Source organism: Paenibacillus sp. EKM10P, assembly GCF_011800655.1.
GTDB lineage: Bacteria > Bacillota > Bacilli > Paenibacillales > Paenibacillaceae > Paenibacillus > Paenibacillus polymyxa.
On the sequence record NZ_JAALET010000004.1, the window covers coordinates 117,719 to 142,389 of the forward strand.

Genomic DNA, 24,671 nt, shown 5'->3' on the forward strand with positions numbered 1-24,671 from the left:
ACATACGGTGAGGAGATATGCGATGAGCGAGCAAAGGGATGAATCAATCAACAATCAAGCGATAAGCAGTGAAGTAGACACATACACGGGCAGCAAGACGACAGCACATATTATTTCGCATACCCACTGGGATCGGGAGTGGTATTTGCCTTATGAGAAGCACCATATGCGCCTGATTAGCCTGATAGATTCTCTGCTGGATAAGCTGGAGCAGGACCCGGATTATAAAAGTTTTTATCTGGACGGGCAGACGATCATTCTAGAGGATTATCTACAGGTTCGGCCCGAGCATAAGAAACGGCTTGAGCAGCACATTCGCAATGGTCGTATTTTTATCGGACCCTGGTACATTTTGCAGGATGCTTTTCTGACCAGCGGCGAAGCCAATATACGCAATATGCAGATTGGGCACCGCGATTGTGAGCGTTACGGCAGTCCGTCCAAGATCGGATACTTCCCCGATACGTTTGGTCTGGTTGGGCAGACTCCGCAGTTCATGCAGCAGTCGGGAATTACGAATGTTTTCTTTGGAAGGGGCGTAAAGCCGACAGGGTTTAACAATACGGTGTCGGATAGAGGCTACGAGTCTTCCTTTTCGGAACTGTTATGGACGGGGCCAGACGGATCAGAGGTACTCGGTATTTTATTCGCCAACTGGTATTCCAACGGCAATGAGGTTCCTATAGATGAGGCGGAAGCCAAAATGTATTGGAAGCGTAAACTGGATGATGCGCAAAAATATGCTTCAACGGGCGAGCTGCTGTTCATGAACGGTTGCGATCATCAGCCTTTACAGCTTGATTTACCGGAAGCAATCCGTACGGCACAGAAGCTTTATCCGGATATCAAGTTTGTTCATTCCAATTTCAACGATTATCTGACTTCTCTGAAACGGACTTCCCAAAGGCAACTCTCGTCCGTGAAGGGAGAGCTTCGCAGTCAGCGCACGGATGGCTGGGGAACGCTGGTGAATACGGCTTCTGCCCGGGTGTATTTGAAACAGATGAACCAGTTGGGACAAGTGATGCTGGAAAAAGTGGCAGAGCCGCTTGCGACCATCGCACATCTGCTGGGGCAGGCTTATCCTCACCATTTGTTCACCTATGCCTGGAAAACACTGATGCAGAACCATCCGCATGACAGTATTTGCGGTTGTAGTGTGGACGAGGTGCACCGTGAGATGGTGACCCGGTTTGATAAGAGCCGTCATGTAGCCGAGAGCATTGTGGATGAAAGCATAGAGGTCATTGTGCAAGCAGTGGATACGACGGGCTTTAGCCGCTTTGGAGAAGATGCATTGCCACTCGCGATTTTTAATACGTCAGGCTGGGAGCGCAGTGGTATAGTGTCGGTAGAACTGGAAGTGGTGCGTCTGTACTTCCGTGAAGGATACACGCCTGAGGAGGCTGCTCATCAAGCGAAGAACGTTGATCTTTCCGGGCGTATACTGGTGGACAGTGAAGGGAGTCCGGTGGCATGCAAGATGGAGGACCTCGGGCTCCAGTTCGGTTATGATTTGCCGGATGACCGATTCCGCCAGCCTTACATGTCTCGTCGGGTTCGCCTTACCTTTGAGGTTGAACGTGTGCCCCTGCTAGGCTTAAAAACTTATGCTTGGCTGAGAAGTAGTGTCGAGACGGACTCCTCTTCCCTTTTTCATGGCAGTCGCAGTATGGAAAATGATCTGCTCCACGTCGAAATTGCGGATAACGGCTCTTTTACCCTGACAGATAAGCGTACAGCCCGTAGCTACAAAGACCTTGGCGTATATGAAAATGTGGGTGATATCGGCAACGAGTATATGTTCAGACAGCCCGAGGGGGAGCAGGCACTGACTACCAAAGATTTGATTGCTGACGTTCGTGTGCTTGAAGATACACCTTTTCTGGCATCCATCGAGATTATCCATCATTGGGAAATCCCGGCCTCTGCGGATGAAACGCTGGAGCAGGAGCAGCGAGAACTGGTTTATTATCCGTACCGCAAGGCTCAGCGCTCCTGGCAGACCGTTCCGCTGACGATACGGACCGTCATTTCTTTATCTAGGAACAGCAGAGGGGTTTCCATGGAAACCACCTTTAACAACCAGGCCAAGGATCACCGTCTTCGTGCTCTGTTTCCGACAGATATAGTTTCTGGTGAGCATCGGGTGGACTCGATGTTTGAAATTGCAATCCGGGACAATGAACCTGCACCTGAGCGGGAAAACCCAAGCAACACACAGCATCAGCAGGCGTTTGTGGATGTAAGCGGGGAACAGGCGGGTCTAACCGTAGCCAATCTCGGGTTGAATGAATATGAAATCATGCGTGATGGTCGTAACACGATTGCAATAACGCTGCTTCGCTCAGTTGGCGAGCTGGGGGATTGGGGATGGTTTCCGACGCCGGAAGCGCAGTGCCCAGGTGAGCACACCGCTCGTCTGGAAATCATTCCACATGATGGCGACGGTATTCAGTCCGGCGCGTATACAGAAGCCTATCAATACCAAATTCCTTGGATTGTAAAACAAACGGGGATTCATGCGGGTACAGTTGCTTCAGATTATGCGCCGTTTGATTGGCAAAGCACGGAGCTTGCCTTTTCCTCTATGAAAATGAATGAGCTGTCGGGGGATGTGCTGCTACGCTGGTACAATATGAGCAATAGTATAGCCGAATTACTTATCAAGCCCGGGCCGCAGCAGTACGATTTTTATAAAAGTAATATCCTTGAACAACCAGGAGAAGACATCGTAGTGGATTCTTCTAATGAGTTGCTTCAGTCTGTAAAGCCGCATGAAATTATCACACTGGGTTTTAAATTGAAGACCTAACAATAAAGTAAAGAAGGCCATAGCAAATTAACAAGCCCCGATGGAATAGCTTATCATCGGGGCTTGTTATCGTTTGCTAAAAGTAAATAGTAGCTAGGTTTACGGATTCAATCCGCGTTGCTTTTTTGACACAAGGCTCTCCTGACATGCTATTCATTTGCATTCATCATCTCAAGTAACACTTGATATACCATCGGTAAGGTGGTAAAACCGTCACTTTGCAAAAAGTGCCCCCCATGATCTACTTCGTGAAAATCAGCCTGCATATCTTCCGCTAGTTTCTTACTAAGTGCAAAGGGGACAATCGTATCGTCCTTTGAAGCTATAGCTGCACGTGCCTTTAGTGAAGCCATAATTTGCTGATCATCCAAATGGTCAATTGTAAACTCATCTAATGATGGTAGGCTTGGCACTGGGTCAGTAAAACCGGAAACGAACACGGCGCCCCCCAGCGGTTCCGAGATATTTACTTGCTGCAGGTACCTTAATATGGATACACATCCCAAGCTATGACCAATAAAATAGGTGTCTTTATGTAGAACTTTAATATTTTGCAATAGATACTCAATCCACTCATTAAGCTTGGGCGCTTGCGAGTTGGGCATTTCTAGTATATCTACCGAAACCCCATCTTCCTGTAATTTGTCTTGTAACCAAGGAAACCAATGATCTGCTGGCGAAGCGGTGTAACCATGGATTATATATACTTGCTTTTGATTTTGTATGTTTGTCACAATACGTTCTCTCCCATCATCCAGTGTTTAGAACTTAATTTGCATATGTGCCTCACTTCATGCAGGCATTCCCCTCTAGTTTACCAAACTCCCCATGCTTATAAGTACTAAAATTGTGGATTTACGTAGCAAGTCCATGTATAAATTTTCCTGTTATAATATTCATTATTTTTGCAGTACTGTAATTTGACTTATAAATTTAAGCGCTTTCTACCGATATATATAGCATCACGTTTTGTAATCTACTTCATATTGTTGTTTGGAGGGCAGCATCAAGGGGGGATCGGAGTACTCGTGAAAGTTGAGAGCAGCGTGAACTATTAACCATAGACGAGCTGGAGGGGTTTGGATGAGTAACAAGCTATCAGACAGGACAAAAAAAGGAAAAGGTTTTAGAGATGTAAAGGTTACGACAACGATGATCTCCATGATTGTGATCAGCTTGGTGGGTTTGCTCATTGTATCGTTGGTAGGGGTTATCGGTATGTATCAAGCTAAAGAGGGTCAAGGTATTTTGTATGTGGATCGCTTTCAACACCAAACCAATATTCTTGAAGTCAAAAGTGATTTCTACAATATGCGGGCCAATTATACAAAAATACTCGACAATAAAGAGTATACAGATAAACAATATAAGCAGGTACAGAAAGGAAAGGATAGTGTTACAACCGGGCTAAATGAATTTTCACAAAGGACATTGGATGCAAAGGAACAGAAATTGTATGAGGAACTAAGAGGCAGTATAGACACGTATTTTCAGGATATTGAACAGATCATGGCCGTCAAAAAAAATACTGGAACTTATGACACAGAAGAGAGAGGTCGGATTAATAAATCTAGTACGGCCATAGTTACGATGCTGACTACCATTTCAGATTATAACAATGAGCAATCCGCCAACCTATATCAAAATACACAAAATGAGATTAAAATGCGCACAATTGTGTTGATCACGGTTCTGGCTCTTGTGCTGGTTGTTCTGATCACAATCTCCTTTGTGGCCATTCAAAACATTCGTTCTCGGATGAGCACCATTACGAGATACTGTGAAGAGATTACCCAAGGCAATTTAACGGCAGCCCTTGATCCTGCCTTGCTCAAAGGAAATAATGAGATCGCTGTCATTGCTCGTGCTATTCAGCAAATGACAGATTCAACCTCAATGGTCATTACGGGAGTGATCAATGAGTCGCGCCAAATTAACCAGCTTAGCGATCAGACGAATCTGAATATGACAGATCTCAATGAACGGATTCGCGATGTATCCGCCACGGTCGAACAGCTGTCAGCAGCTATGGAGGAGACTTCAGCATACACCGAAAATATGAATCATTCTGCGGATGAAATGCAGCGGGCAGCAGAGTACATCTCAGTCAAAACTCAAGAAAGAGCTCAGTCTGCCTATGATACAAGTGTAAAGGCCGAAACGTTGAAGCAGGCGGCTAGTCAATCCAATAAAGCGGCCAAGGAAATTTACCAGAAGGCTAATGCAAAGATGACAGAAGCATTAGAACGAGCCAAGGCAGTAGATCAAATTCGTATACTTTCTCAGTCTATCTTGGAAATTACGGCACAAACCAATTTGCTGGCCCTAAATGCATCTATTGAAGCGGCTCGTGCCGGTGAGTCAGGTCGAGGGTTTGCGGTTGTAGCTAATGAGATTCGTAAGTTGGCAGACGGCTCCAAACACGCGGTAGACCAAATTCAGAGTGTTACTCAAGAGGTTGTGCAGTCTGTAGAAAATCTGACTACCAATGCCGAAGAATTACTGCACTTCCTGCAAACCCAGGTGGGCAAGGATTATCAGCTGCTTGAGGACACAGCGGGACAATATTACACTGATGCTGTTGAGCATACGAACACAGTCAATGATTTGAACGCCACCTCTAAGCAGGTAAATGAAACCATCCAAACCATGGCGAGAGCGATCCATGAGATTGCAACCGCCAGCGAGCAGTCTGCTATATCTACCCAGCACATTGCAGAGAATATGGTTTCATCGACGGAGAAATCTCTTGATGTGGCACAACAGTCTGATCAGGTGAAGGAAAGCGCTGCTCGACTGAATGGACTGGTCGAAGGTTTTAAAATTTAACGAGGACCATACGGTGATGGGTATTTAAATGAAGGACGAAGAAAAACAGTTGGGAGCCGTAAGAAGGCTCCCTTTTTGAGCAGACTCTACTAGATTGCTTTCGTCATCCAGTCAGGAGTCCAAATCTCGTAACTCTTCCTGTTCAGCCATTTGCATCAGCTTATAAATCTGCCGGGTTGTGTTCACATTCCGCACCGTCATTTGCTGATACAGCTTGGTGCCGACTAATTTCGTTAACCCGCTTTTGGTGACTTGTTCCTTGCTAACAGAAAACAGAACGGCCCCGGTCGTATATATGACATGCCCAATTCCCGGTTTCAAAGGAAGCTTGTCCAGAACGGAAATATCGTTAATTTCATCCCACAGAAACATTACATCACTTTTCATCTGTGTATCATTAGACCATTCATTCGGTAGTGCTTCCATAATGCTCTGAATCTCCTTCATATTACGGACGATGACACGGATGGGTAAGCTAAAATCCTCCAGAATCGCCTGTTCCAATACGAGCGATAGCTCCTGGTTGGACCGCTCCTGACTGGAAAATATGATATTTCCAGAATTGATGTAAGTCGTCACATGCCCCATACCTGCATGTTCAAACGTTTGCTTGAGCTTCTTCATCTCGATCTTGTTGTTGCCGCCGACATTGATGCCCCGCAGTAATGCGATATAGATCATAAAAAGCCCCACCTCTCTTTAACAAATAGGATTTCTAACAGAAGGATAGGTATTTCAGCAAATACGTGGTTTGGTTCTCGCCCAGTAAGTGATGCAGCAATGGTTTTACGTGCTCGATATATGCTGCTTTGGTTTCGTATGTATCTTCATCTACCAATTCTCCCTTAAAGGTACAGGCACCTTCAATCAGGATGGAAAGAGCCGTAAAGAAGTTAGCTAAAGAGTCGGCAACCTGCTGCGCTGCGCCACCTTCAATTGCAGCATATACAGGAGAATCGGGTGCGCTAGTATCGACAATGAGTGGATCGTCATTAAACGTGGCAATTACAACATGATGGGAGGGCCACGAAGAAGACTCTTGGACAAGCTCACCAGACGTAACGAAGCGATACCCCAGTTGTTGGCGATATAAATGTTCTGGTGCGACAAAAAAGAGAACTGCGGCATCCCCAACTTCAACTGCCGCGTTTTTTAATTTGTGTGTTCCCGCTGCCTTGGCATCGATCATTTCATAGTGGCTATACATGTACGCAAGCTCAGGAGATAGAGGAATCCGATTGTCCCAGCAATCTGTTATACTCTCTGAACGGGGCTGGATATCGTGGTCTTGGAACAGCCCGTAGGCTTCATTATACAAGTTTTGCTGGTGTACAAACCGGGTAAGCGCTTCGCTTAACTGTTTCATAGGTGTGTATTCCTTTCTAATCGTAGGTTATGACCTGCGACATCACATTTTACTTTTAGCATTAAGATATCATAATATAGAAATGAAGAACATATGTTTCTGTAATTATGCTACCTTGCCAGTCGATCCAGAATAATTTTACAATATAGGAGTTCGAAAATAAGATGTAAGGAGGAGAGAAATGTCTTTTTCTGAAATATACGATTACAAATTAAGAGCATACTTTAATGAGCGCATTTCTGATTTGAATCATGAAGATCTATTTTATTCCTATCCTGATCAAGAGCAAAATTTAAGAATATTAACTCTGAATATAAATGAGCAGGATCATATTTCTTTAGTGCGATGGCATGATTTATTTGACAGGTCGCTATTTACCAAAATGGATCATCCCATTCTAAGCGTAACGGATGCTGAACGTCTGATTCGATTGCTTGCGCTTATTTTTAACATGTTTGATATACATAAAGATGTTGCTTATTGCAGAAAAAACTTATGTTGTGTTTATTATCAATATCAGATTTCACATGTAGCAGAGAGAGGAAATGAATTCTCGCTTACTCAGGATAGGCTATTTTTTCTTCACCTTCTCTTATTTGAATTGGGTTTAGGAGATGACATTTATGATCGTCTAACGATAGAAAATAATAGGATAATGTACAGGATGGAAGACGCACAGCAGTATGATTTGCACATTCTAATTGACATGTTGCATGAGCATATTAACAAAAATAAGATGGATATGGATACCCGAGCAACGCTGGGAAAAACAAAAATTTTGCAAGGCCAGTTGGTCAACTTCATCTTGGGCAGTCATGATGTATATGATTTTCCGTATGATGATTTCAACAAGTCGTTTGCAGAAGCAACGATATTTATACAAGCCTATAACTCTAATAAAAATAGGGTATTAGAGGTGCTGATTGACTGTATCAATGAGCATCAATCTCCAACAGAGCAGTTCATCTCCCATTTGATCTTGATGAATTACTCCTATTTTGTTCTCAAAAGTAATCCTAGCGAAATTACATATTTTAAATTATTCTGCAAGAAAAAACCGGGAGTTTTTATGAAACTATTGACTGCATTGCTTGAACTCGGATTTTTTGTCGACAAAACTACCTTCGCAAATGCGGGTATACATTATGATTTATCCAGAGTAAAAGGGGTTAAATGATGCCATTCCATCACGTTTCTTTACCTGATTTACCACAGACTATGGGACGTCTTACGGCCATTCATCCTGTAAAAGGCGGCTCTCAGGGCAGCATAACCCTACTGGCACTAAACACACAAGCAGAACTGTGGAGGCTAGAGCTGTATTCTGGTAACGCAGAATTATGTACACGTATTTGTATCCCTGATTTTAATCCCATGCAACCTGTCCAAATAGTTACCAGTCCTGACGGCAAGTACGTAGCCATATCCAATCGTTTTGGCCGGCATGCGGCAGTGTATGATTTAATCCATGCTCAAGAAAAAATACAATTATCGCGGGACGAATACCACTATGATAAAAGTATGTTCCCCCTGGCATTTGTACATCAAGACGGTATGTGTATCCTTGTTCATGGAACGGAATGGAACCGGCTGGATCTGACGGATATAGAAACAGGGAGGCTTTTGACAGCAAGACCTAGCCCTGTTTATAACAACGAAAGCAAAGATGAGCATTATCTAGATTACTTTCATGGGAGACTGCTGGCTTCTCCAGAGGGAAAATGGATGGCGGATACAGGATGGGTATGGGCTCCCTTAGGAGTGGTTCGAACTTGGTCGCTATCCGATTGGCTGCTGAACCCATGGGAATCGGAGAATGGTCCGTCAGTTCGCCATCTTTGGCAAACCATAGATTGGGATGGGCCAATATGCTGGACAGGACCTGATACATTGGCGGTATGGGGACAGATGGATGCCGATTTACTGGAGGAGGACGATTGGGGAGAGGAGGGAGTGGAACCGGCGGTTGTCCTATTCGATATGACTCAGCCAGGGTACCGACGTGTGCTTTCTGCGATCCCGCCTCTAAACTGCAAGCCTGATGAATACGGGATTTACCCATATCCCCAAGCGGATATGACCGCTTGCGGCGACCGATTATTCTTATGGGGAAAAGAAGTCCCGCTTCAGGTATGGCGGCTTTCAAGCGGTGTGCGCGAATATATAGATACGGAGCGATTTCCACTCATTTACCATCAAGAGGCAGGAATTTTCATTGAATTAAATCCAGATAGCGGTTGTACAGCCTTGAGCTACGACGAATAAATGGCGTACCGGATATTCTTCCTTCCTAGTGATATGGAAATATATGCATTAGTTATAACAATTACAAAGGAGTGTACATCAAAATGGCACTGATCAAGGATCGTTTTTTGGGATGTCTCGCTGGACTGGCCGTAGGTGATGCTTTGGGAACCACAGTAGAATTTAGCAGTCCAGGCACATTCGAACCTGTAACGGATATTGTAGGCGGTGGTGTATTTGGGCTGAAGGCAGGACAGTGGACGGACGATACGTCTATGGCGTTATGTTTGGCGCAGAGTATGGTGCAAAAGGATAGCTTTGATCCAGCAGACCAAATGCGTCGCTACACCAATTGGTATCACCTAGGATATATGAGCAGCACGGGAACGTGCTTTGATATCGGTGGTGCGACGAGAGCAGCACTGCATCGCTTCGAAGCCACTAGAGATCCATATAGCGGGTCCGTTGACCCCATGACTGCTGGTAATGGTTCGATTATGAGGCTTGCACCTGTCGCCATGGCCTATGCGAACCGCCCGGAAGAAGCTGTAATGTACGCCGAGCTGAGCTCGCGCACCACCCATGGAGCAGTCGAAAGTGTGGAGGCCTGTGCCGTGCTTGCTTCAATCCTTGTGGCAGGTCTGCGGGGAGCGGACAAAGAATCCATGTTATCACCCGACGTCTGCTATAAGTGGCGGCAGCAGGAACAGTCAGCTTATTCGGCAGCCATTGAAGAAATCATTCAGGGATCTTACAAGCATAAGGAGCCGCCTGAAATCCAAGGAAGCGGTTATGTTATTCGTTCCCTTGAGGCTGCGCTGTGGGCATTTCACCATTCGGCTTCATTTGAAGAGGGGGCACTGCTGGCCGTAAATCTGGGAGATGACGCAGATACGACCGGAGCAGTGTACGGCCAGATTGCAGGGGCTTATTATGGGCTAAGCAGTATCCCGAGTCACTGGCGCGAGAAGCTGGCAATGAAAGAGACGATTGATGAGCTGACGGAGGCTTTATGGCAGAAGGCCGACAAGGGCCAGACACTCTAAGGGGAACATCTATAAAGATCAAGCTGGGTTGCTTTTCTTATGAAGCAGAACCCGGCTTTTTTTGTTCACTATATTTTGCCGATGACTCATCACTTGGGATTACTACCCATATCGCCATACTTCCACCCTCCTCAGTTACTTGTCGTTATGACAAAATGAAATCCAATACAAATAAAACTTCACTTTACTGATCTCTCAGAGGAGGAACTACATTGTCACATCTAGATAAACAGCTTCATTCATTTGTCGATATTTCCAATAATATAGAAGGGTTTGAGATCGTTTCGACCCAATTTGGTCCTGATGGACGCGTGTATATTTTGCTCATTGATAAAGTCCCAGAACGAGTGCGGGGGATGTTCACGCCTGCCTCTCTTAAAGAGAAACGTACTTACAAGGTACTCATTCTAGACGATCACATTCAAGAGGTGTGTTTGGAGGGGCAGCAGTTCAACTATCATTATGTACAGCCTCTACAAGATTATTTGTTACTCGTCGGAGCACGATGCCATTATTACGGACCTGATCAATACGATCTAAATGGTAAAATTATTGATTATGAAGGTCGTACTGTGAATGAACTACTGCTTGGAGACGGTATCCAGAGTGTTCAGGCTACAAAAGAAGGTACGATCTGGACCAGTTATTTTGATGAAGGTATATTCGGGAATTATGGTTGGAATGAGCCTGTGGGGTCCTCCGGCCTTGTCGCCTGGAATAAAGAGGGACACAAAATATATGAGAACCAAGCGGCAGATATTCATGATTGCTATGCTTTGAACGTGATCAGCGAACAGGAAATCTGGTTTTATTACTATTCAGACTTTTCATTAGGGTATATTTCCGGTAGCGACCGTACGAATATTACGTTTATGAATCCGAGAATTTCCGGCTGTTCCGGGGTGGCTACAGATGGATATCACTTTTTGTTCGACGGCGGGTATGGCAAGAATGGACAATATGTCTTGAAAAAGAATGTGAAGCCAGGCAGCTTGAGCAAAGGACAACACATTCGCTTTTTAAATGACGATCAAAAGTTCCTTCAACCGCATGAACAGGATTTCAGAAAAGATCGCCTGCTGCTCCGTGAAGGTTCTCTGCTGTATCAGGTGGCTGTTGAAGAGATAGTATAAAAACCCACGTCAGACGTGGGTTTTTCCTTAACACCAAAAGTACTTATTCATACGTTTTGACAAGCTCATTCAGGGAGGTAATGGTGCTGCCTTCCCCAATAGCACCGAATTTCCACTCCCCTCCATAGCGGTATACTTCACCTACACGGATGCTACACATCCCTTTATAGTCCTCTGTCAAATTGTATCGGAGAATCTCTTCATCTTGCGACGCATCCAATACTCGAATATAAGCATTGTTCACCATACTGAAATCCTTACGTCTACCAAAGCTGAAAAAACGGAATATATTCACAATAAATACGACTCTATGCACTTCAGGTGGTAGTTGTTGAAGGGATACAGTTATGACTTCATCATCACCGTCACCATGTCCTGTCAAGTTGTCACCACTATGTACGACGGCCCCGCAAGGGCTATTTTTATTTCCGAAATATACTAGATTTTTCGTCTGAGTCAGCTTGCCATTCTCATTAAGAAGCAGCGCTGACGCATCAATATCCATGCTTCTACCCCTCATAGGGTCCCATCCAAGCCCTACTTTCAGCACGGATAAGTGTGGATTATTTTTGGTTAGGTCTACCTTCTGTCCTTTAACTAGACTAATACTCAACGTTATGCCTCCCTATCATTATTTTTGTTCTACTCTGAAATTGTAGCATATATATAGAAGGATATAATCTATTCGTAACTTCACAGATTTTTTTCCGTATAAAGATAAAAACATGATCCAAATTCGTTCCCTTAGGGAGAAATGCAACCATGTTTAAACAAAATGAGAAGTTGAGGTAATGCATCATATGAATGAAAAATTTCGAGCCGATACAGGATACCAGCTGGCTGAGCAGAAGGCGCTCCAGTATTTTGCATCACTCTATAATCAGGTCAAGGATAAGACTTATGTGACTTCTCTTACAGAAGATATCCATATATGGAAAAGGAATCATATCCGTCCTTCTTCATGGTTATCCTTCTTTTCGCGGAATAAGAGAAAGCCGGATACTCGGGATTATGACAGATACATTCAATGGCTGAGTTACACAGGCAAATTGGATGATTATCTGAAGCGAAGTGTCTCTTATATTTACATGAGGGATCTAGGCAAGGCTCTAGATTCTGCGAACACACAGACCCGGATTCAGCGCGTTATTGCTGACGTGAAAAGATATTTGCTTCAACCCACCCGTGCTAATAGAAGAAATCAACCGGAGTTTATGAATATAGCCGGGGTGTATCGGTGGTCTCAAAAGGAAGGGATCGAAGCCACTGTAATCTGGCTAATCAACAAGCTTAACTCTGTATCTTCTCATATTCCCGAGGAAATGGATGCAGAGCACGCCCAGCGCAAACTGATTAAAATCATCATTGGGGTTATTCTGCATGTGATGGAAGAAATGGACGAAGCCGTGCCACCTGTTGAGCGTTCGCGCAGACTGGATGAAGCGATTAGGCTTGGGTATTCCTATGGGTTGACTTATCCTTTTATTGATGATCTTCTCGATTCTCAGCTGTTGACCGTTCAAGAGAAAGAGCAATACTCCCACATGATACGTACCGCGCTTCTTACCGGATCTGTGCCAGAGCTGGGCGACTGGACTGGCGAGCATATGAAGTTTATTCGCTATATCCATTCGGAGCTCTCGGATGCTTTTGAGTATATTAAGGCACATCAGCGGTCAGACACACAGCAAACCTTTTTCGAGCAGTCCTACGTTTTCTTTCATTCTCAAGATATCGACCGGGATAAGAATCTAGCGCGAACTAATTACACCAATGAAGAGCTTTATATACCCGTGATTTTAAAATCTGCTTCTTCCCGCTTGATTGTCCGTTCCGTCATTAGTGCTCCTGAGGATGAAGGGTTTGAGCAACGAACATTCTATTATGGTATCTATAACCAGCTTGCTGATGATTTTGCGGATATGGCTGACGATATGAGGGATGGTGCAGTAACACCCTATACCTATTATTTAAAATATCATCAGCAGAGATCGGATTTGATCAATCCCTTCGAGCTATACTGGGCGGTCATTTCTAATTTGATCCATAACGTGTATGACTCGGATGCTATGGCTCGCGAGGTAATACTGGACCGTGCAATAAATGGACTCAAACGTTATAAAGAACGGGTAGGTGCAGAAAAGTACAATGAAATAATGGAGATTTTTGCATCTGGAAATCCTGAATTTAATCGTCTCATTCAGAAGATGGTAGGCAAAGCAGAGGATGTAGATTTCTTCGATAAGCTGCTTCGGGACCAGATGATTACCCATTTGAAAAACGATTCGAGGGAAAAAGAAGACTTTATGAATACGGTCAAAACAGTCCGGGACCAGATTAACAACCAATTGAAAATAACCAAGCCTTCTGGGATCGAGGCCATGAAAGAACAGCTTATTGATGCTGCCAATTATAGTCTTGAGGGGGATGGGAAAAGGATACGCCCTATATTGACCTGGGTCATGGGTGTGAACGAATATGGCTTAGACGCATTGGCAATCGTGCCTCTTCTAAGATCATTGGAATATATGCATACAGCCTCCCTGATTTTTGATGATTTGCCTTCTCAGGATAACGCGTCTACCCGTAGAGGGCGTCAGACATTACATCAGGTGCACAATAGCGCTACTGCGGAATTAACCGGACTATATCTGATCCAGAAGGCCATCGGGGAGCAAGCATCACTGAGTCAGTTCAACGCTGAGACTGTGCTTGCCTTGATCCAATACTCGGCCCGTAAGGCAGAGGATATGTGTATGGGTCAGGCGATGGATCTGGATTCCAAAGGAAAGGCTTTGACCTTGGAGCAGCTGAATATGATGTGCTTTTACAAGACAGGAGTGGCGTTCGAGGCTTGTCTCGTTATGCCAGCCATGCTCGCACAGGCCGAGGAATCAGAGATTGCTGCTTTGCAGAAATTCGCCTATCATATGGGGATTGCTTTTCAGATCAAAGATGATTTGCTTGATGTGGAAGGAGATACGCTCTTACTTGGAAAACCTGTGGGTCAGGATTCGGATAACAATAATTCGAATTTTGTGTCCATCCTTGGTTACGAAGGTGCCAGTAAAGAGATGTGGGAGCACTACTGCCTTGCCATGGAAGCATTAAAAGAGGTGCCACGCAATATCTCTTTTTTGAAGCATTTAATGAATTATATCGTGAACCGGGATCGGTAAAAAGGATTATATCCCATGGCTCCATAGGAGTGGTGGGGTGTTTGTACGTTGAGCCAGCAGAGAGCTGCTCATGCTCCTTTTCTTCTCCTTGGTGATCATCTAATGTAACGCAGATACCTCTGAACAATCACAGTAAAGATGTGAATATCTGGTGACTTCAGTACCGTATTTTGTCCGTTACGGGGCGTTCTCCCTTATAATGTTTTAAAACGGACAAGGAGATGAACTCCAGATGAAAAAAGGAATCTTGGTCGCTTCAGGGTTGGTTGTTGCGGCATTGGGGACATACCTGGTTGCAGGAAATATGCAGAAAGAAGGAGCGGACAAGCTCGGGACAACAGATATCAAGCAATTGGTGCATGATTTCAGCGCACGCAAGGCAACAGCCCAGTCCGCTTCCATTAATTCCCGTCAGTTAATTGTTAATGGAGACCATACACAACCCATAACTTATGATTTGCCTGACAACGAGTTTTTTGTTTCGATTGCGCCATATGTAGAAGAGACCCACCCTTGTGCAACTCATAGTCTAACCGGTTGCCAAGGCGAAATAAAAAATGGGGCGTTCAATGTGACCGTTCACGACTCCGAAGGGAATATCATCATGGAGAATGCTGCCATGAAATCACAACCCAATGGTTTTATTGATCTATGGCTGCCAAGGGACAAAACCTACCGCATTAGCGTGAATAATGAAGGTAAAACGGCCCAAACGGAATTCTCTACATATGAGAAAGACGATACATGTATCACAACGATGCAGTTGGGTTAACGACGGAGGATGAGGGTTGAGCTTACGGATCACTGAAACGCTCTAAGTCCGCAAAACCCTGCGTTCTCATACATAGCTTTTAGTAAAGAGCCTGCGTCTGACGGAGGCTCTTTGTGCTGCTTTTGTTAGGTTGTAGAACAAATTTTGAGGGAGTCTATGAGGGGGCAACTGGCAACTAAAGTTGTTAAGCCAAGCTTTTCTTTGGAGCAATAGCTTAAGACTAAGATACGAAACTTTAAATTGCGTTTATTAAAAATTCATTAAAATTCAATGGAAAGTATATTAATACAACTGTAAACTTCCGACATATTATTTAAGAGCTTTTCGCTCACTATTCTTTGGGAGATGAAACCATGTTACAAAGTATTAAGAATCGCCTATCCAAATCATTGAGCATGGCCAACACATTGGCCATGGTCTTGTTAGTCATTATCGTTCTCGTTTTTGCAACCTTGGGGACGTTCATGTATTCAAGCACGCAAAGCATGCTTGTCAAGCAGCAAGAGGCCATGCTCCAGACCAAGACGCAGGCCACAGTCAGTCAATTTGATGCGTTATTTAAGGAAAAGGGCTCGCTTGTCCAACAAATGTCAACCAATAATCTCTTTAAGAAATATATAGAGACTACTGAATCGGCTGAGATGGTGAAAACTTCTCCATATGCTGCGGAAACCGAAGCGACCCTAGCAGCGATTGTAAAGGCAGAGCCGTCTTTTGCCGATGCTTGGATTGCGGGAATAGCTGGCAAAGGTTTCTATTTACAGAATGATGGTATTACTTCCAAGCCGGACTTCGATATTCATACACGCCCATACTTCAAGCCAGCTGTTGAAGCAGACGGTTTATACTACTCAGAACCCTATAAGGACGTCAATTCGGGTAATATGATCATGGGCATTTTCTATCCAATCAAGGATAAAAGTAACCAATTAATCGGATTTGCAGTTGTTGATATTGCCTTAAAAGACATCCCTGCCATTATGCAAAGCTATTCGCTTGGAAGCACAGGCTATTCGATTCTTGCATCCAAAACAGGTGATATTTTGTATCACCCTGATCAAAATAAAGTGCTGAAAGAAAAGATTAACGAAAACACAGGAGATCTTGGCGAGATTGGCAAGAAAATGATTGCCGGTGAGTCCGGAGTACAGTTGATTTATGATAATGGGGAACCTCGTTATATCGGGTATGGAACCAGTAAAGATACAGGGTGGTCTGTAGGCTTAACCATTTCTCAACAAGAGGCGCTCGCAGAATTAAAAGCGTTTACCCAAATTATTATCGGCGGTTTTTCGGCAGCCACCATCCTGCTCGTTGTGATTTGTTATATAACGCTCCGCTATCAGTTAAGAGCAATCCCGAAATTGCTCGCCAAAATCAAGATGATTGAGAATGGAGATATGACCGTTCAGTTTGATACGCATTCCAACAACGAAATCGGGCAAATTCATCAAGGAGTTTACAATATGGTTCAAAAAATTCAAGGTATGCTCCAATTGGTGGGTGGATCAGCCCAAGTCTTGAATCAGTCTTCTCATGATTTGCAATCCATTTCTTCCAGAACTGCAATCACGATGAACGATACGGCGACAGCAATCAATGAAATTGCCAATGCGACGAACTACCAGTCCATTGAAACAGATAACATTTTGCAGAAAACTGGAGCATTATCCGGACAAATTGACGAAATTGCCAATGATACAAAAGCCATCGAATCTATGGTGCAAACCTCGGTCGAACAAAGCGGACAAGGGCTTGCGGTAGTAGACCAGCTATCCAAATGGGCGGAAGAAAATCATAATTCCACCCAAGCGATGTCGGCAATCATTCAGGATATCGATCTGAGCCGTCATGAGATTTCGAGCATTGTGGGTACGGTCAACCAAATTGCAACACAGACCAACCTGCTGGCGCTTAATGCTTCCATAGAAGCTGCACGTGCGGGAGAACAGGGCAAAGGGTTTGCTGTGGTTGCCGGAGAGGTTCGCAAGCTGGCTGAGCAGACGGCGCTGGCGACACAGGAAATCTACAAGAAGGTACGTGTCATCGAAGAAAAAACCAGTGTATCGGTTGAGCATACCGTTCACGGTCTGAAAATTGCAGAAGAAAATGCCAGATCGGTAGAGGACACGAAGCAAGTGTTCTTTAGCATTAACAAGGATTTGGAAGATTTGAAACTACGAATGATCCAGATCAGCACCAACACCTCCAAAGTCCACAAGCACAAAGATGAGATTTTACAGGCGTTGGAGATCATCTCTTCCACCACAGAAGAGAATTCCGCTTCAACCGAAGAGGTCAGCGCCAGCACGCAGGAACAATTGGAGAGCTTCGAACAGGTTGCTGAACTCTCCAAACAATTAAACCAATTGTCCACTAAGCTGCAAGACGAATTAAAACAGTTTAAAGTGGAGTAACATGGTAGGTGGCGGCGATGCTATGGGATGATGTGACGGAGGAACTGGACAAGTAAAGACAAGACACTTTATGATAATATAAATTGGACTTAATGGATCAATAATTCACTCTGAAAGAATCAGGGACTTAAGATGAATATCCATCTTAAGTCCCTTTTTTTGTGTAAAATTAGATTTCCAATTTTTTGAACGGCTGATATACTAAGGAGGCAAGTGAGATGAAGATAAACCTACTTTATCGGGATGAAAAAACGATCGGCGTACGGTTGGAGCGATACGGAGTCAAGGAGCGAGATGGGATTCGATCCATACCAGGCAGGAAATGGGCTCCAGACGAAAAAATATGGACCATTCCTTGCAGTATCTTGGCTGTAGAAAGCATGTTGGAAGCGTATCGGAGCTGCAAGTTCGAGTGCGACGAGCGCTTGAATAAAGAGCTGCCGTTCATCCGGGAATAGCTGGATCGGCGGGACACGCAGGCTAATGCGGTTCCCTCTTCTTCGGAACGAGGTGAATGGAACCCGGATCAGCGGCAAGAAATGCGCGATGCATTGGTGGCAAGGGGCTACAGCAGCAAGACGATTAAAGCATACATATCGCAAACGGAACGCTTTTTTGCAAGATTGCAAGGGACCGAAGCAAGCATAAATGATGCGACGGTGCAAAAATATGCGTTGGCGCTGCTCGAAAAAGGCCTTTCGAACGCTTATGTTAACCAAGCGATCAGCGCGCTGAAATTTTACTTTCGCCATGTGCTAAAGCAGCCCAAATTGCCGCCTATGTTCGTCCGAAGAAGGAGAGTAAACTGCCAGATGTGCTGTCCCTGAATGAGGTTATGCGTCTGTTGAAAGCAGTGAAAAATCCAAAGCATAAGGCTATTCTGTGCCTAACGTATACATCCGGGCTGCGGGTAAGCGAAGTGGTGAGGTTGCGTCTTGAAGACTGCGACCGTGAACGGAAAGTACTGAAAGTTCGTCAGGGAAAGGGCAGGAAGGATCGGCAAACGCTGCTATCCGAAGCGGCTTTTGCGGTGGTTGAGCAGTATATAGGGGTGGAGCAGCCAGCAGTCTGGCTGTTTCCAGGGCAGAGGGAAGGCCGCCACCTGACGGAACGTTCAGCGCAGAAAGTGTTTGAAAAAGCGCTGGCTGAAGCGAGCATTTGCAAACAGGTGAGTATCCATTCGCTAAGGCATTCCTTTGCGACCCACTTGCTGGAGAATGGGATTGATCTTCGCTATATTCAGGAACTGCTAGGGCATCAGAGTGTGCGAACGACGGAGCGGTATACACATGTGAGCAGGCGGGACATTGGCAGATTTAAAGTCCGTTGGATCGGATGAGCGGGCTGGAGGATTGAAACGCAGAAAGTGCGGGAATAAGGAGAAAAGTGCAGGATTCACGAAGTTCGTGAATATGACGAAGAGAGTATTCTTTCGGAAGTTCGTAAATAAGACGTTATCTGAAACCAATGCTCAATGCAAATAAAAGACAAAGATTAAGGAGCCAATAATGCAATTATCTCAGAATAGTATGAGTGGAATTAAAGGCTGGCTGCTTTTCTTTGTGATCTATTCTTTTTATCTACTTATAAGTAATTTAATAGGTCTTTATTTCGAATTTTATATTTATATGTTAGTTGGAACAATTGGTTGGAATCTTGCTAGAACTATTTCTGTCGGAATCTATTTATTTTCTGAAGTCTTAATTATTGTTTCTCTAGTGCTTATATTGAAGAAGAAAAGGAAAGGACCAAATATAATAATTCAAATTGAAATAATCACTATAATATTTGGATTTTTAAACTTCATTCTCACAATTAACAAAATAGATGAACTCCCAAGTTTAATCTCTACAATTATTTTTGGATCAATATGGATTTTGTATTTTAAAAACTCAAAACGAGTCAAAGCAACATTTGAAAGTTAATCAAGAAGGCATTGGCACCAGATAACAAAATATTCACGCATCGGGCCATTCGGCCCTCGGTCCGGCAGAGACATTTTGGGGGAGTGGAAGCAGCCGGACAACCCTGCACTGGCTAAGTCCGTCGGACCCGGCGCGTTCGCTCCTTAAGCCAGTGAGGGTTCGTGAATACAAGAACGTTAAGTGAAATTACTAAACTCTTATTTATGGAGGTAAATAATCATGTTTATTTCAAAAGACCAACAAGAAAAAATAAAGCAACTGAATCATATACTTGGAATGAAGCATCGAAGTTATCCTTTTGATTTTAATAAGAAGGAAGATTGGATAGAGGCAATTGAAATGGTCACCGCCGAGTATATTGATTTTTGCGAATATTGGGGCAGGCTTTCGGATTTGAATTCAAACTTAGATGAAAGTCTTGAGTGTTTTTATCCAGCTAGTTGGATGGAGATAACACAAGAAGGGCATATCAATGATGATGAATTAGATGAAGCAATTGACTCAGTGAATCATGCTGAAAATGCTTTACGTATATTGATGGATAGAGCAGAAGAGAAATGTAAAGAGATATGGCAATTAACTTTTGACACTCAGCAAGAAGCTGTCATTACATACTTTCTAGGAGAAGAAGTTACTTGCAGTGGAGATGAATTAAAAGAAATTTTAGAGGATTATATTTTTGAATTGGCAACTGAGATAGAGTACACAGGAAATGTCCAAAATTCTGCACAAGAATTTTCAAGAAATTTGAAACACAAAGTTGAAGCCAAGAGATCAAACCCGTAACTTCACTTAACATAATATTCAAGCAGCGGCTCCTCACAGAGCCTTGGTCTGCTGGATGCATTTCGGGAAGGTATTTCAGCAGACACATCCGACTTCGTCGGACGCCATGAATACAGGAACGTTATCGGAAATTCCATAAAGGAGTGAAATTCATGGAAAACCTAGTGAAAAATATAATCTATTCGTCTATCCAAAACTTTTTTGAGAATGAGCATGACTTCTTTGATTATACAAGTCAAACAGGCATGACAGAATGGAACTTAACGTATCATTTGTGTAACGAACTTAGTAAGTATATTTTTTGGTTGAATAAAGAAGTTGATGTAACAAAACGAAATTATGAAAATAAAAGACCCGATATTATTTTTCATAAAAGAAGAACAAATAAATTTAATTTTTTAGTTGTTGAGGTTAAGAAAAATCCTCATGATAAGCGACTAGATATAATTAAGCTCAAAGAGGATTGGATGAAGGAACCACTTGAATATCGGTTTGGAGTATATATTAATATTTGGAATAAGTATAAATTTGAGGCGATCTTAATCACAAGAGATGGGGAAGAAATACAGATCAATGAAACCACTAGTAAGTATATACCATTTACAACTATACAAGAACAATTTAAAGATATTATTAAAATAATTATAGATGAAATATGTATAGAACCTAGAGACAAACCTCTTAATAAACTCTTAGAAGAAAAATTAGACAATGAAATTCTGAGAGGGTTTTCGCTGGAAAAATAGAACATCCGATAACAATATATTCACGCTACGGGCATACGCCCTTGGTCCGGCAGAAGCCGTACACCCAGCATACGCTGGGTCGTAAATACAGGAACGTTATACGACAGAATCAAAATGAAAAAGAGCCAGAAGGCTCTCAATCTAAAGATATATGTAATTCGTTATGCAGGTGAAGAGCGTCCTTAAAACCTTGCAAATAAATTTCACGTTCTAAAATAGCTTGAACAGAAAGCTCAGCATCATCGTAAAGGAATAGGGTCTTCTGTATATTCTCCGGTACTCCTTCATGTAACTGCTTGAAGTAAAGATTCCGTTCGGATGAGATTTGGTTGTAGCTGGAGTTGTTTTTGATAAGCTCGCCATATAAAGATTCAATTCGAGTATGAATCAGTGAATCAAGTAAGAGTTCTAAAGAATTATGCATTTTGAACACCATCCAATGTATTTGATTTTATGAATAAAACTTCAACTTATTAAATATAATTTTATCATATTAAATAATTAAGTCAATACATGTTGAAGATGTTTTTGATAAAGAAAATATACTTTCATATAATTAAAGAAAAATTCACTTGATGTGTGAAAGGAATATCAGATGATTAGTTATAAACCTTTTCAAAAATTATTGATCGACAGGGAGATTAAGAAGCAGGATTTATTGAAAATGACAGGTATTTCGTCTGCTACAATGGCGAAACTCAATACGAACGAATATGTGTCGTTAGAAGTGATTGATAAATTATGTGCGGCTTTAGGTTGTCAGCCAGGAGATTTATTGGAACATATAGCAGAACAATGAAAGATTAGAATCAAGAATGGATGCTGGTTAATCGAAGAAGTGATTCCATCGTATAACATAATATTCAAGCAGCGGCTCCAGATGGAGCCTTGGTCTGCTGGATGGGTTTCAGGGAGGCATTTCAGCAGACAACCCTACGGGTTCATGAATACAGGAACGTTAAGCGCAACTTCTAGAAGAGCGCATTTAAGAACGATTCAAAGTCGAGGAATTACCAAGATCGACGAAGCGGATTCGAACAAGAGGTGTAATCTACAAAGCAAACACTTTACAGGTTTTAAGCCTGTTAAACGTTAAAGTGGACTTAAAGATTTATCACGGAGGGAATATATGGATTTCGGAAATAATTCTAAAGAGAATCGTGAAATAAAGATCTCAAAAGATTCAAAGACATTTTTAGAACTAAGAGAAATCGTTAACAGATTTGATCCTGTGAATTTAGTTGAAGGTGGTGCTCCTGATGACGAACATGATCGTTTAACTACGGAAATATTAATGTTGCTTTTTCAGGAGTCGATGGATGGGATTCGGGATCTTTTGATCAATTGTGAGATATGGTATGGATATGATCCCAACGATATTAAAGAAGAGCACAAAGAACGATTTAACAGAAAGATTGAAAGAACGCATAAAGAGATTTTAAATTGGTATGCCAAGAATTAGAACCAAGAAATTAGATTTATGTCAGTAAAGGATCAAAATGAAGTCAACTCAGGAAGACAGAAGCAACGCTTAACATAAGTCCTGTAAAATTACATTGAAAAAACTATTAAAGTATGCGATTCATAATCTTTTAGATGATATTGATATCCCAATAATTTTTGAAGGTAAAACTACAAAGATCCTTTTGATTTAATTATAGATTTTAAAAGTGCAGATCATTCACTCAAAGGAGAAAAAAGAATATTTTGGGGCGAAGTTAATTCAATCTCATCGAATAAACAATTTTTAAACTGTGGCGCATGGGATGGAAAAGGATATGAATTTTCTGTTTTATTAAGCGAGAGCATCTCTAATAGTTCCAAATTGAAAAAGATACTCTGGAATAAAGGCGTTTATTGTATTTTTATAGCAACATTATACTTTAATAAAAATGATAAGCCTTATATTCGGTTGAATGATATTAACTTAATGGCTTTAGAAACTAAACAATAATTCAAGAACGAATACCATCGCCTAACATAATATTCACGCTGCGGACTTTCGTCCTAGGTCCGGCATTCGCCGGACACCCAGCATGTGCTGGGTCGTGAATACAGGAACGTTATGTGAAATCGACGATATTATTTAAGAGGTAAGCACAATGAAGATAATAAGAAATAAAGAAGAACTTGAAGGCACTTGTTATATTGAAATTTTGCCGGGTAGATATCTTGGTCAATGTTGGAATGATACTTCAATCTTTTTGACCGAAGAAGTATTTGGTTTTATAGAGAAATCAATTGAAAGTGAATATACTACTTATGATCACTATGCTTTTAATGAGATTCAAAAGGAAATTTGGTGGAGAATCCTAGGGAGATTAGAAAGAGTAATAAATCTTCTTGAAGGACAACCCGAAATGAATACACTTAAAGAGCATATTGGCTTTTTCTTTGGATGTAGTGAAGATGAATTTATAAAAGACTATGAAAATAACATTGAAAAACTGAGGAAATTAATTAACGAATTTCAAACATGGATTAAAGAGCGATTGAAATCCCAAAATTATATTTCAGTACTAGGCATTTAGCTAATTTGAGGAAGTTGTCGACATCACATAACATCTTATTCACGCTGCGGAACCTGACGGCTCCTTGATCCTCCCGAGGAATTTTCAATGGAGTGGATCTAGGCGGACAAAACCTGCGAACCTAACCGCGTCGCGGCCGCCCCGTTGGGGCTTAAGGTTCTCGGGTTCATGAATACAGGAACGTTATGTGAAATCACATAAGATTTTAAAAGATGGATGATTCAATTGGATAATTTAGCGCTAGAGAGCTGGATTGATACACATAAAATTATGGATAGAACCTTAGAAGGTTTTTGGGTAACATTCAATAACTACATGAAAGAATGTCCAGAAGAAATTAGTTTGTTTTTTGATGAATTGAATCTAGAAAATATTAAGCCTTCAATAGATACAATTGAGTATAAAACTATTTTTCATTCCGATTATCAGATTGTAGACAGTCACTATTCCCAGCAGGTTATATCTACGTTAGACATTTACTACAAAAAAAAGAGAATAGGTTATTATAGAATGTTCTTTTATACCGATGGCGAATGCTTTGACGATAGCCTAGTTACGGAATGGACAGGCTGGTATATAACATTGAAACTTAAAGCGTTAATTGAACTTCAACAAGAAATTAAAAATGAATTGGTAAAAAATAAGATCAAAGAAGATGAAATCGAAAAAATCTATAATTTAATAGATAAACAAATATCTAAAATCAAAGTTCAAATCCATAAATAATTGTAGGTAGAAAGTTCGAAGAAGATGTGGCATCACATAACATAATATTCAAGCAGCGGCTCCTTTGGAGCCTGGGTCTGTGAGAAGGGTGTCGGAGAGGAATTTCAGCAGACACCCCCTAACGGGTTCATAAATACAAGAACGTTATAGGAAATA

At 42.3% G+C, this 24,671-nt stretch carries 24 protein-coding genes; 19 read left to right on the plus strand and 5 right to left on the minus strand.

The genetic code is table 11. The annotated features are described in order from the left end of the window. Window positions 1-22: 22 nt before the first annotated feature. Window positions 23-2,815 (plus strand): alpha-mannosidase, encoded by a 2,793-nt coding sequence (locus HFE01_RS12990; protein ID WP_181955928.1) that lies wholly within the window; start codon window positions 23-25, stop codon window positions 2,813-2,815. A 149-nt stretch (window positions 2,816-2,964) separates the two neighbouring features. Here HFE01_RS12990 and HFE01_RS12995 read toward each other — a convergent pair whose 3' ends face one another. Beyond that, complete coding sequence (locus tag HFE01_RS12995) at window positions 2,965-3,549, minus strand: RBBP9/YdeN family alpha/beta hydrolase (protein ID WP_025365474.1); 585 nt, start codon at window positions 3,547-3,549, stop codon at window positions 2,965-2,967. Between the two features lie 349 nt (window positions 3,550-3,898). Here HFE01_RS12995 and HFE01_RS13000 point away from each other — a divergent pair, with 349 nt between their 5' ends. Further along, a complete protein-coding gene (locus HFE01_RS13000) occupies window positions 3,899-5,644 on the plus strand; it encodes a methyl-accepting chemotaxis protein (RefSeq protein WP_167438684.1) in 1,746 nt (581 codons plus the stop codon). Window positions 5,645-5,755: 111 nt separating this feature from the next. On the opposite strand, the gene HFE01_RS13005 is transcribed toward HFE01_RS13000, so the two are convergent. Together HFE01_RS13005 and HFE01_RS13010 are read right to left on the minus strand one after the other, a co-directional pair. Next, window positions 5,756-6,325, minus strand: coding sequence for a DUF1697 domain-containing protein (locus HFE01_RS13005; protein WP_016821743.1), 570 nt, complete (start codon window positions 6,323-6,325; stop codon window positions 5,756-5,758). 34 nt (window positions 6,326-6,359) lie between these two features. After that, window positions 6,360-7,010: a hypothetical protein gene (locus HFE01_RS13010; protein ID WP_016821742.1), complete on the minus strand. Its 651-nt coding sequence runs from the start codon at window positions 7,008-7,010 to the stop codon at window positions 6,360-6,362. 181 nt (window positions 7,011-7,191) lie between these two features. Here HFE01_RS13010 and HFE01_RS13015 point away from each other — a divergent pair, with 181 nt between their 5' ends. The 4 genes from HFE01_RS13015 (at window position 7,192) to HFE01_RS13030 (ending at window position 11,433) form a co-directional block, all read left to right on the plus strand. After that, window positions 7,192-8,187, plus strand: a complete 996-nt coding sequence (locus HFE01_RS13015) for a hypothetical protein (protein ID WP_107733207.1) — start codon at window positions 7,192-7,194, stop codon at window positions 8,185-8,187. Then, the gene (locus tag HFE01_RS13020) at window positions 8,187-9,275 is read left to right on the plus strand and encodes a hypothetical protein (RefSeq protein WP_107733208.1); all 1,089 of its coding nucleotides are present in this window, start codon (window positions 8,187-8,189) and stop codon (window positions 9,273-9,275) included. Before HFE01_RS13015 ends, HFE01_RS13020 begins: the two co-directional genes overlap by 1 nt. Window positions 9,276-9,358: 83 nt before the next feature. Then, window positions 9,359-10,300: an ADP-ribosylglycohydrolase family protein gene (locus tag HFE01_RS13025; protein ID WP_167438685.1), complete on the plus strand. Its 942-nt coding sequence runs from the start codon at window positions 9,359-9,361 to the stop codon at window positions 10,298-10,300. Window positions 10,301-10,512: 212 nt separating this feature from the next. Next, on the plus strand, window positions 10,513-11,433 hold the full coding sequence (locus HFE01_RS13030) for a hypothetical protein (RefSeq protein ID WP_107733210.1): 921 nt from the start codon (window positions 10,513-10,515) through the stop codon (window positions 11,431-11,433). A 43-nt stretch (window positions 11,434-11,476) separates the two neighbouring features. Here the strand turns inward: HFE01_RS13030 and HFE01_RS13035 are convergent, their stop codons facing one another. Then, the gene (locus HFE01_RS13035) at window positions 11,477-12,046 is read right to left on the minus strand and encodes a TerD family protein (protein ID WP_040103221.1); all 570 of its coding nucleotides are present in this window, start codon (window positions 12,044-12,046) and stop codon (window positions 11,477-11,479) included. Between the two features lie 178 nt (window positions 12,047-12,224). Between HFE01_RS13035 and HFE01_RS13040 the strand changes: the two genes are divergently transcribed. From HFE01_RS13040 to HFE01_RS13080, 9 genes are all read left to right on the plus strand, one after another. Beyond that, window positions 12,225-14,612, plus strand: a complete 2,388-nt coding sequence (locus HFE01_RS13040; RefSeq protein ID WP_107733211.1) for a polyprenyl synthetase family protein — start codon at window positions 12,225-12,227, stop codon at window positions 14,610-14,612. A 232-nt stretch (window positions 14,613-14,844) separates the two neighbouring features. Next, complete coding sequence (locus HFE01_RS13045) at window positions 14,845-15,384, plus strand: CueP family metal-binding protein (RefSeq protein WP_107733212.1); 540 nt, start codon at window positions 14,845-14,847, stop codon at window positions 15,382-15,384. Between the two features lie 353 nt (window positions 15,385-15,737). Next, window positions 15,738-17,801, plus strand: coding sequence for a methyl-accepting chemotaxis protein (locus HFE01_RS13050; RefSeq protein ID WP_107733213.1), 2,064 nt, complete (start codon window positions 15,738-15,740; stop codon window positions 17,799-17,801). A gap of 218 nt (window positions 17,802-18,019) precedes the next feature. Further along, window positions 18,020-18,259, plus strand: a complete 240-nt coding sequence (locus HFE01_RS13055) for a hypothetical protein (protein ID WP_107733214.1) — start codon at window positions 18,020-18,022, stop codon at window positions 18,257-18,259. Between the two features lie 81 nt (window positions 18,260-18,340). Then, a complete protein-coding gene (locus HFE01_RS13060; protein WP_107733215.1) occupies window positions 18,341-18,628 on the plus strand; it encodes a phage integrase N-terminal SAM-like domain-containing protein in 288 nt (95 codons plus the stop codon). 8 nt (window positions 18,629-18,636) lie between these two features. Further along, complete coding sequence (locus tag HFE01_RS13065; RefSeq protein WP_243208188.1) at window positions 18,637-19,140, plus strand: tyrosine-type recombinase/integrase; 504 nt, start codon at window positions 18,637-18,639, stop codon at window positions 19,138-19,140. 190 nt (window positions 19,141-19,330) lie between these two features. Continuing rightward, complete coding sequence (locus HFE01_RS13070; RefSeq protein ID WP_174822156.1) at window positions 19,331-19,726, plus strand: DUF2569 family protein; 396 nt, start codon at window positions 19,331-19,333, stop codon at window positions 19,724-19,726. A gap of 219 nt (window positions 19,727-19,945) precedes the next feature. Continuing rightward, on the plus strand, window positions 19,946-20,512 hold the full coding sequence (locus HFE01_RS13075) for a hypothetical protein (RefSeq protein WP_107733216.1): 567 nt from the start codon (window positions 19,946-19,948) through the stop codon (window positions 20,510-20,512). 152 nt (window positions 20,513-20,664) lie between these two features. Beyond that, window positions 20,665-21,258 (plus strand): hypothetical protein, encoded by a 594-nt coding sequence (locus HFE01_RS13080; protein WP_107733217.1) that lies wholly within the window; start codon window positions 20,665-20,667, stop codon window positions 21,256-21,258. Between the two features lie 136 nt (window positions 21,259-21,394). Here the strand turns inward: HFE01_RS13080 and HFE01_RS13085 are convergent, their stop codons facing one another. After that, window positions 21,395-21,682 (minus strand): hypothetical protein, encoded by a 288-nt coding sequence (locus HFE01_RS13085; protein WP_107733218.1) that lies wholly within the window; start codon window positions 21,680-21,682, stop codon window positions 21,395-21,397. Window positions 21,683-21,853: 171 nt separating this feature from the next. Here HFE01_RS13085 and HFE01_RS13090 point away from each other — a divergent pair, with 171 nt between their 5' ends. The 4 genes from HFE01_RS13090 to HFE01_RS13105 all read left to right on the plus strand — a co-directional run bounded on the left by HFE01_RS13090 (window position 21,854) and on the right by HFE01_RS13105 (window position 24,515). Next, complete coding sequence (locus HFE01_RS13090) at window positions 21,854-22,057, plus strand: helix-turn-helix domain-containing protein (protein WP_010345194.1); 204 nt, start codon at window positions 21,854-21,856, stop codon at window positions 22,055-22,057. 330 nt (window positions 22,058-22,387) lie between these two features. Beyond that, window positions 22,388-22,720, plus strand: coding sequence for a hypothetical protein (locus HFE01_RS13095; RefSeq protein WP_107733219.1), 333 nt, complete (start codon window positions 22,388-22,390; stop codon window positions 22,718-22,720). 640 nt (window positions 22,721-23,360) lie between these two features. After that, window positions 23,361-23,789 (plus strand): hypothetical protein, encoded by a 429-nt coding sequence (locus HFE01_RS13100; protein WP_107733220.1) that lies wholly within the window; start codon window positions 23,361-23,363, stop codon window positions 23,787-23,789. A gap of 216 nt (window positions 23,790-24,005) precedes the next feature. After that, window positions 24,006-24,515, plus strand: a complete 510-nt coding sequence (locus HFE01_RS13105) for a hypothetical protein (RefSeq protein WP_243208189.1) — start codon at window positions 24,006-24,008, stop codon at window positions 24,513-24,515. The last annotated feature ends 156 nt before the right edge of the window (window positions 24,516-24,671 follow it).

Excerpts from the sequence above, each read along its gene's own strand:
- HFE01_RS12990 (WP_181955928.1), top strand. The coding sequence starts at position 23 with ATGAGCGAGCAAAGGGATGAATCAATCAACAATCAAGCGATAAGCAGT.
- HFE01_RS13000 (WP_167438684.1), top strand. The coding sequence starts at position 3,899 with ATGAGTAACAAGCTATCAGACAGGACAAAAAAAGGAAAAGGTTTTAGA.
- HFE01_RS13005 (WP_016821743.1), bottom strand. The coding sequence starts at position 6,325 with ATGATCTATATCGCATTACTGCGGGGCATCAATGTCGGCGGCAACAAC.
- HFE01_RS13010 (WP_016821742.1), bottom strand. The coding sequence starts at position 7,010 with ATGAAACAGTTAAGCGAAGCGCTTACCCGGTTTGTACACCAGCAAAAC.
- HFE01_RS13015 (WP_107733207.1), top strand. The coding sequence starts at position 7,192 with ATGTCTTTTTCTGAAATATACGATTACAAATTAAGAGCATACTTTAAT.
- HFE01_RS13020 (WP_107733208.1), top strand. The coding sequence starts at position 8,187 with ATGCCATTCCATCACGTTTCTTTACCTGATTTACCACAGACTATGGGA.
- HFE01_RS13025 (WP_167438685.1), top strand. The coding sequence starts at position 9,359 with ATGGCACTGATCAAGGATCGTTTTTTGGGATGTCTCGCTGGACTGGCC.
- HFE01_RS13040 (WP_107733211.1), top strand. The coding sequence starts at position 12,225 with ATGCATCATATGAATGAAAAATTTCGAGCCGATACAGGATACCAGCTG.
- HFE01_RS13045 (WP_107733212.1), top strand. The coding sequence starts at position 14,845 with ATGAAAAAAGGAATCTTGGTCGCTTCAGGGTTGGTTGTTGCGGCATTG.
- HFE01_RS13050 (WP_107733213.1), top strand. The coding sequence starts at position 15,738 with ATGTTACAAAGTATTAAGAATCGCCTATCCAAATCATTGAGCATGGCC.
- HFE01_RS13055 (WP_107733214.1), top strand. The coding sequence starts at position 18,020 with ATGAAGATAAACCTACTTTATCGGGATGAAAAAACGATCGGCGTACGG.
- HFE01_RS13060 (WP_107733215.1), top strand. The coding sequence starts at position 18,341 with ATGCGCGATGCATTGGTGGCAAGGGGCTACAGCAGCAAGACGATTAAA.
- HFE01_RS13065 (WP_243208188.1), top strand. The coding sequence starts at position 18,637 with ATGCGTCTGTTGAAAGCAGTGAAAAATCCAAAGCATAAGGCTATTCTG.
- HFE01_RS13070 (WP_174822156.1), top strand. The coding sequence starts at position 19,331 with ATGAGTGGAATTAAAGGCTGGCTGCTTTTCTTTGTGATCTATTCTTTT.
- HFE01_RS13075 (WP_107733216.1), top strand. The coding sequence starts at position 19,946 with ATGTTTATTTCAAAAGACCAACAAGAAAAAATAAAGCAACTGAATCAT.
- HFE01_RS13080 (WP_107733217.1), top strand. The coding sequence starts at position 20,665 with ATGGAAAACCTAGTGAAAAATATAATCTATTCGTCTATCCAAAACTTT.
- HFE01_RS13085 (WP_107733218.1), bottom strand. The coding sequence starts at position 21,682 with ATGCATAATTCTTTAGAACTCTTACTTGATTCACTGATTCATACTCGA.
- HFE01_RS13090 (WP_010345194.1), top strand. The coding sequence starts at position 21,854 with ATGATTAGTTATAAACCTTTTCAAAAATTATTGATCGACAGGGAGATT.
- HFE01_RS13095 (WP_107733219.1), top strand. The coding sequence starts at position 22,388 with ATGGATTTCGGAAATAATTCTAAAGAGAATCGTGAAATAAAGATCTCA.
- HFE01_RS13100 (WP_107733220.1), top strand. The coding sequence starts at position 23,361 with ATGAAGATAATAAGAAATAAAGAAGAACTTGAAGGCACTTGTTATATT.
- HFE01_RS13105 (WP_243208189.1), top strand. The coding sequence starts at position 24,006 with ATGATTCAATTGGATAATTTAGCGCTAGAGAGCTGGATTGATACACAT.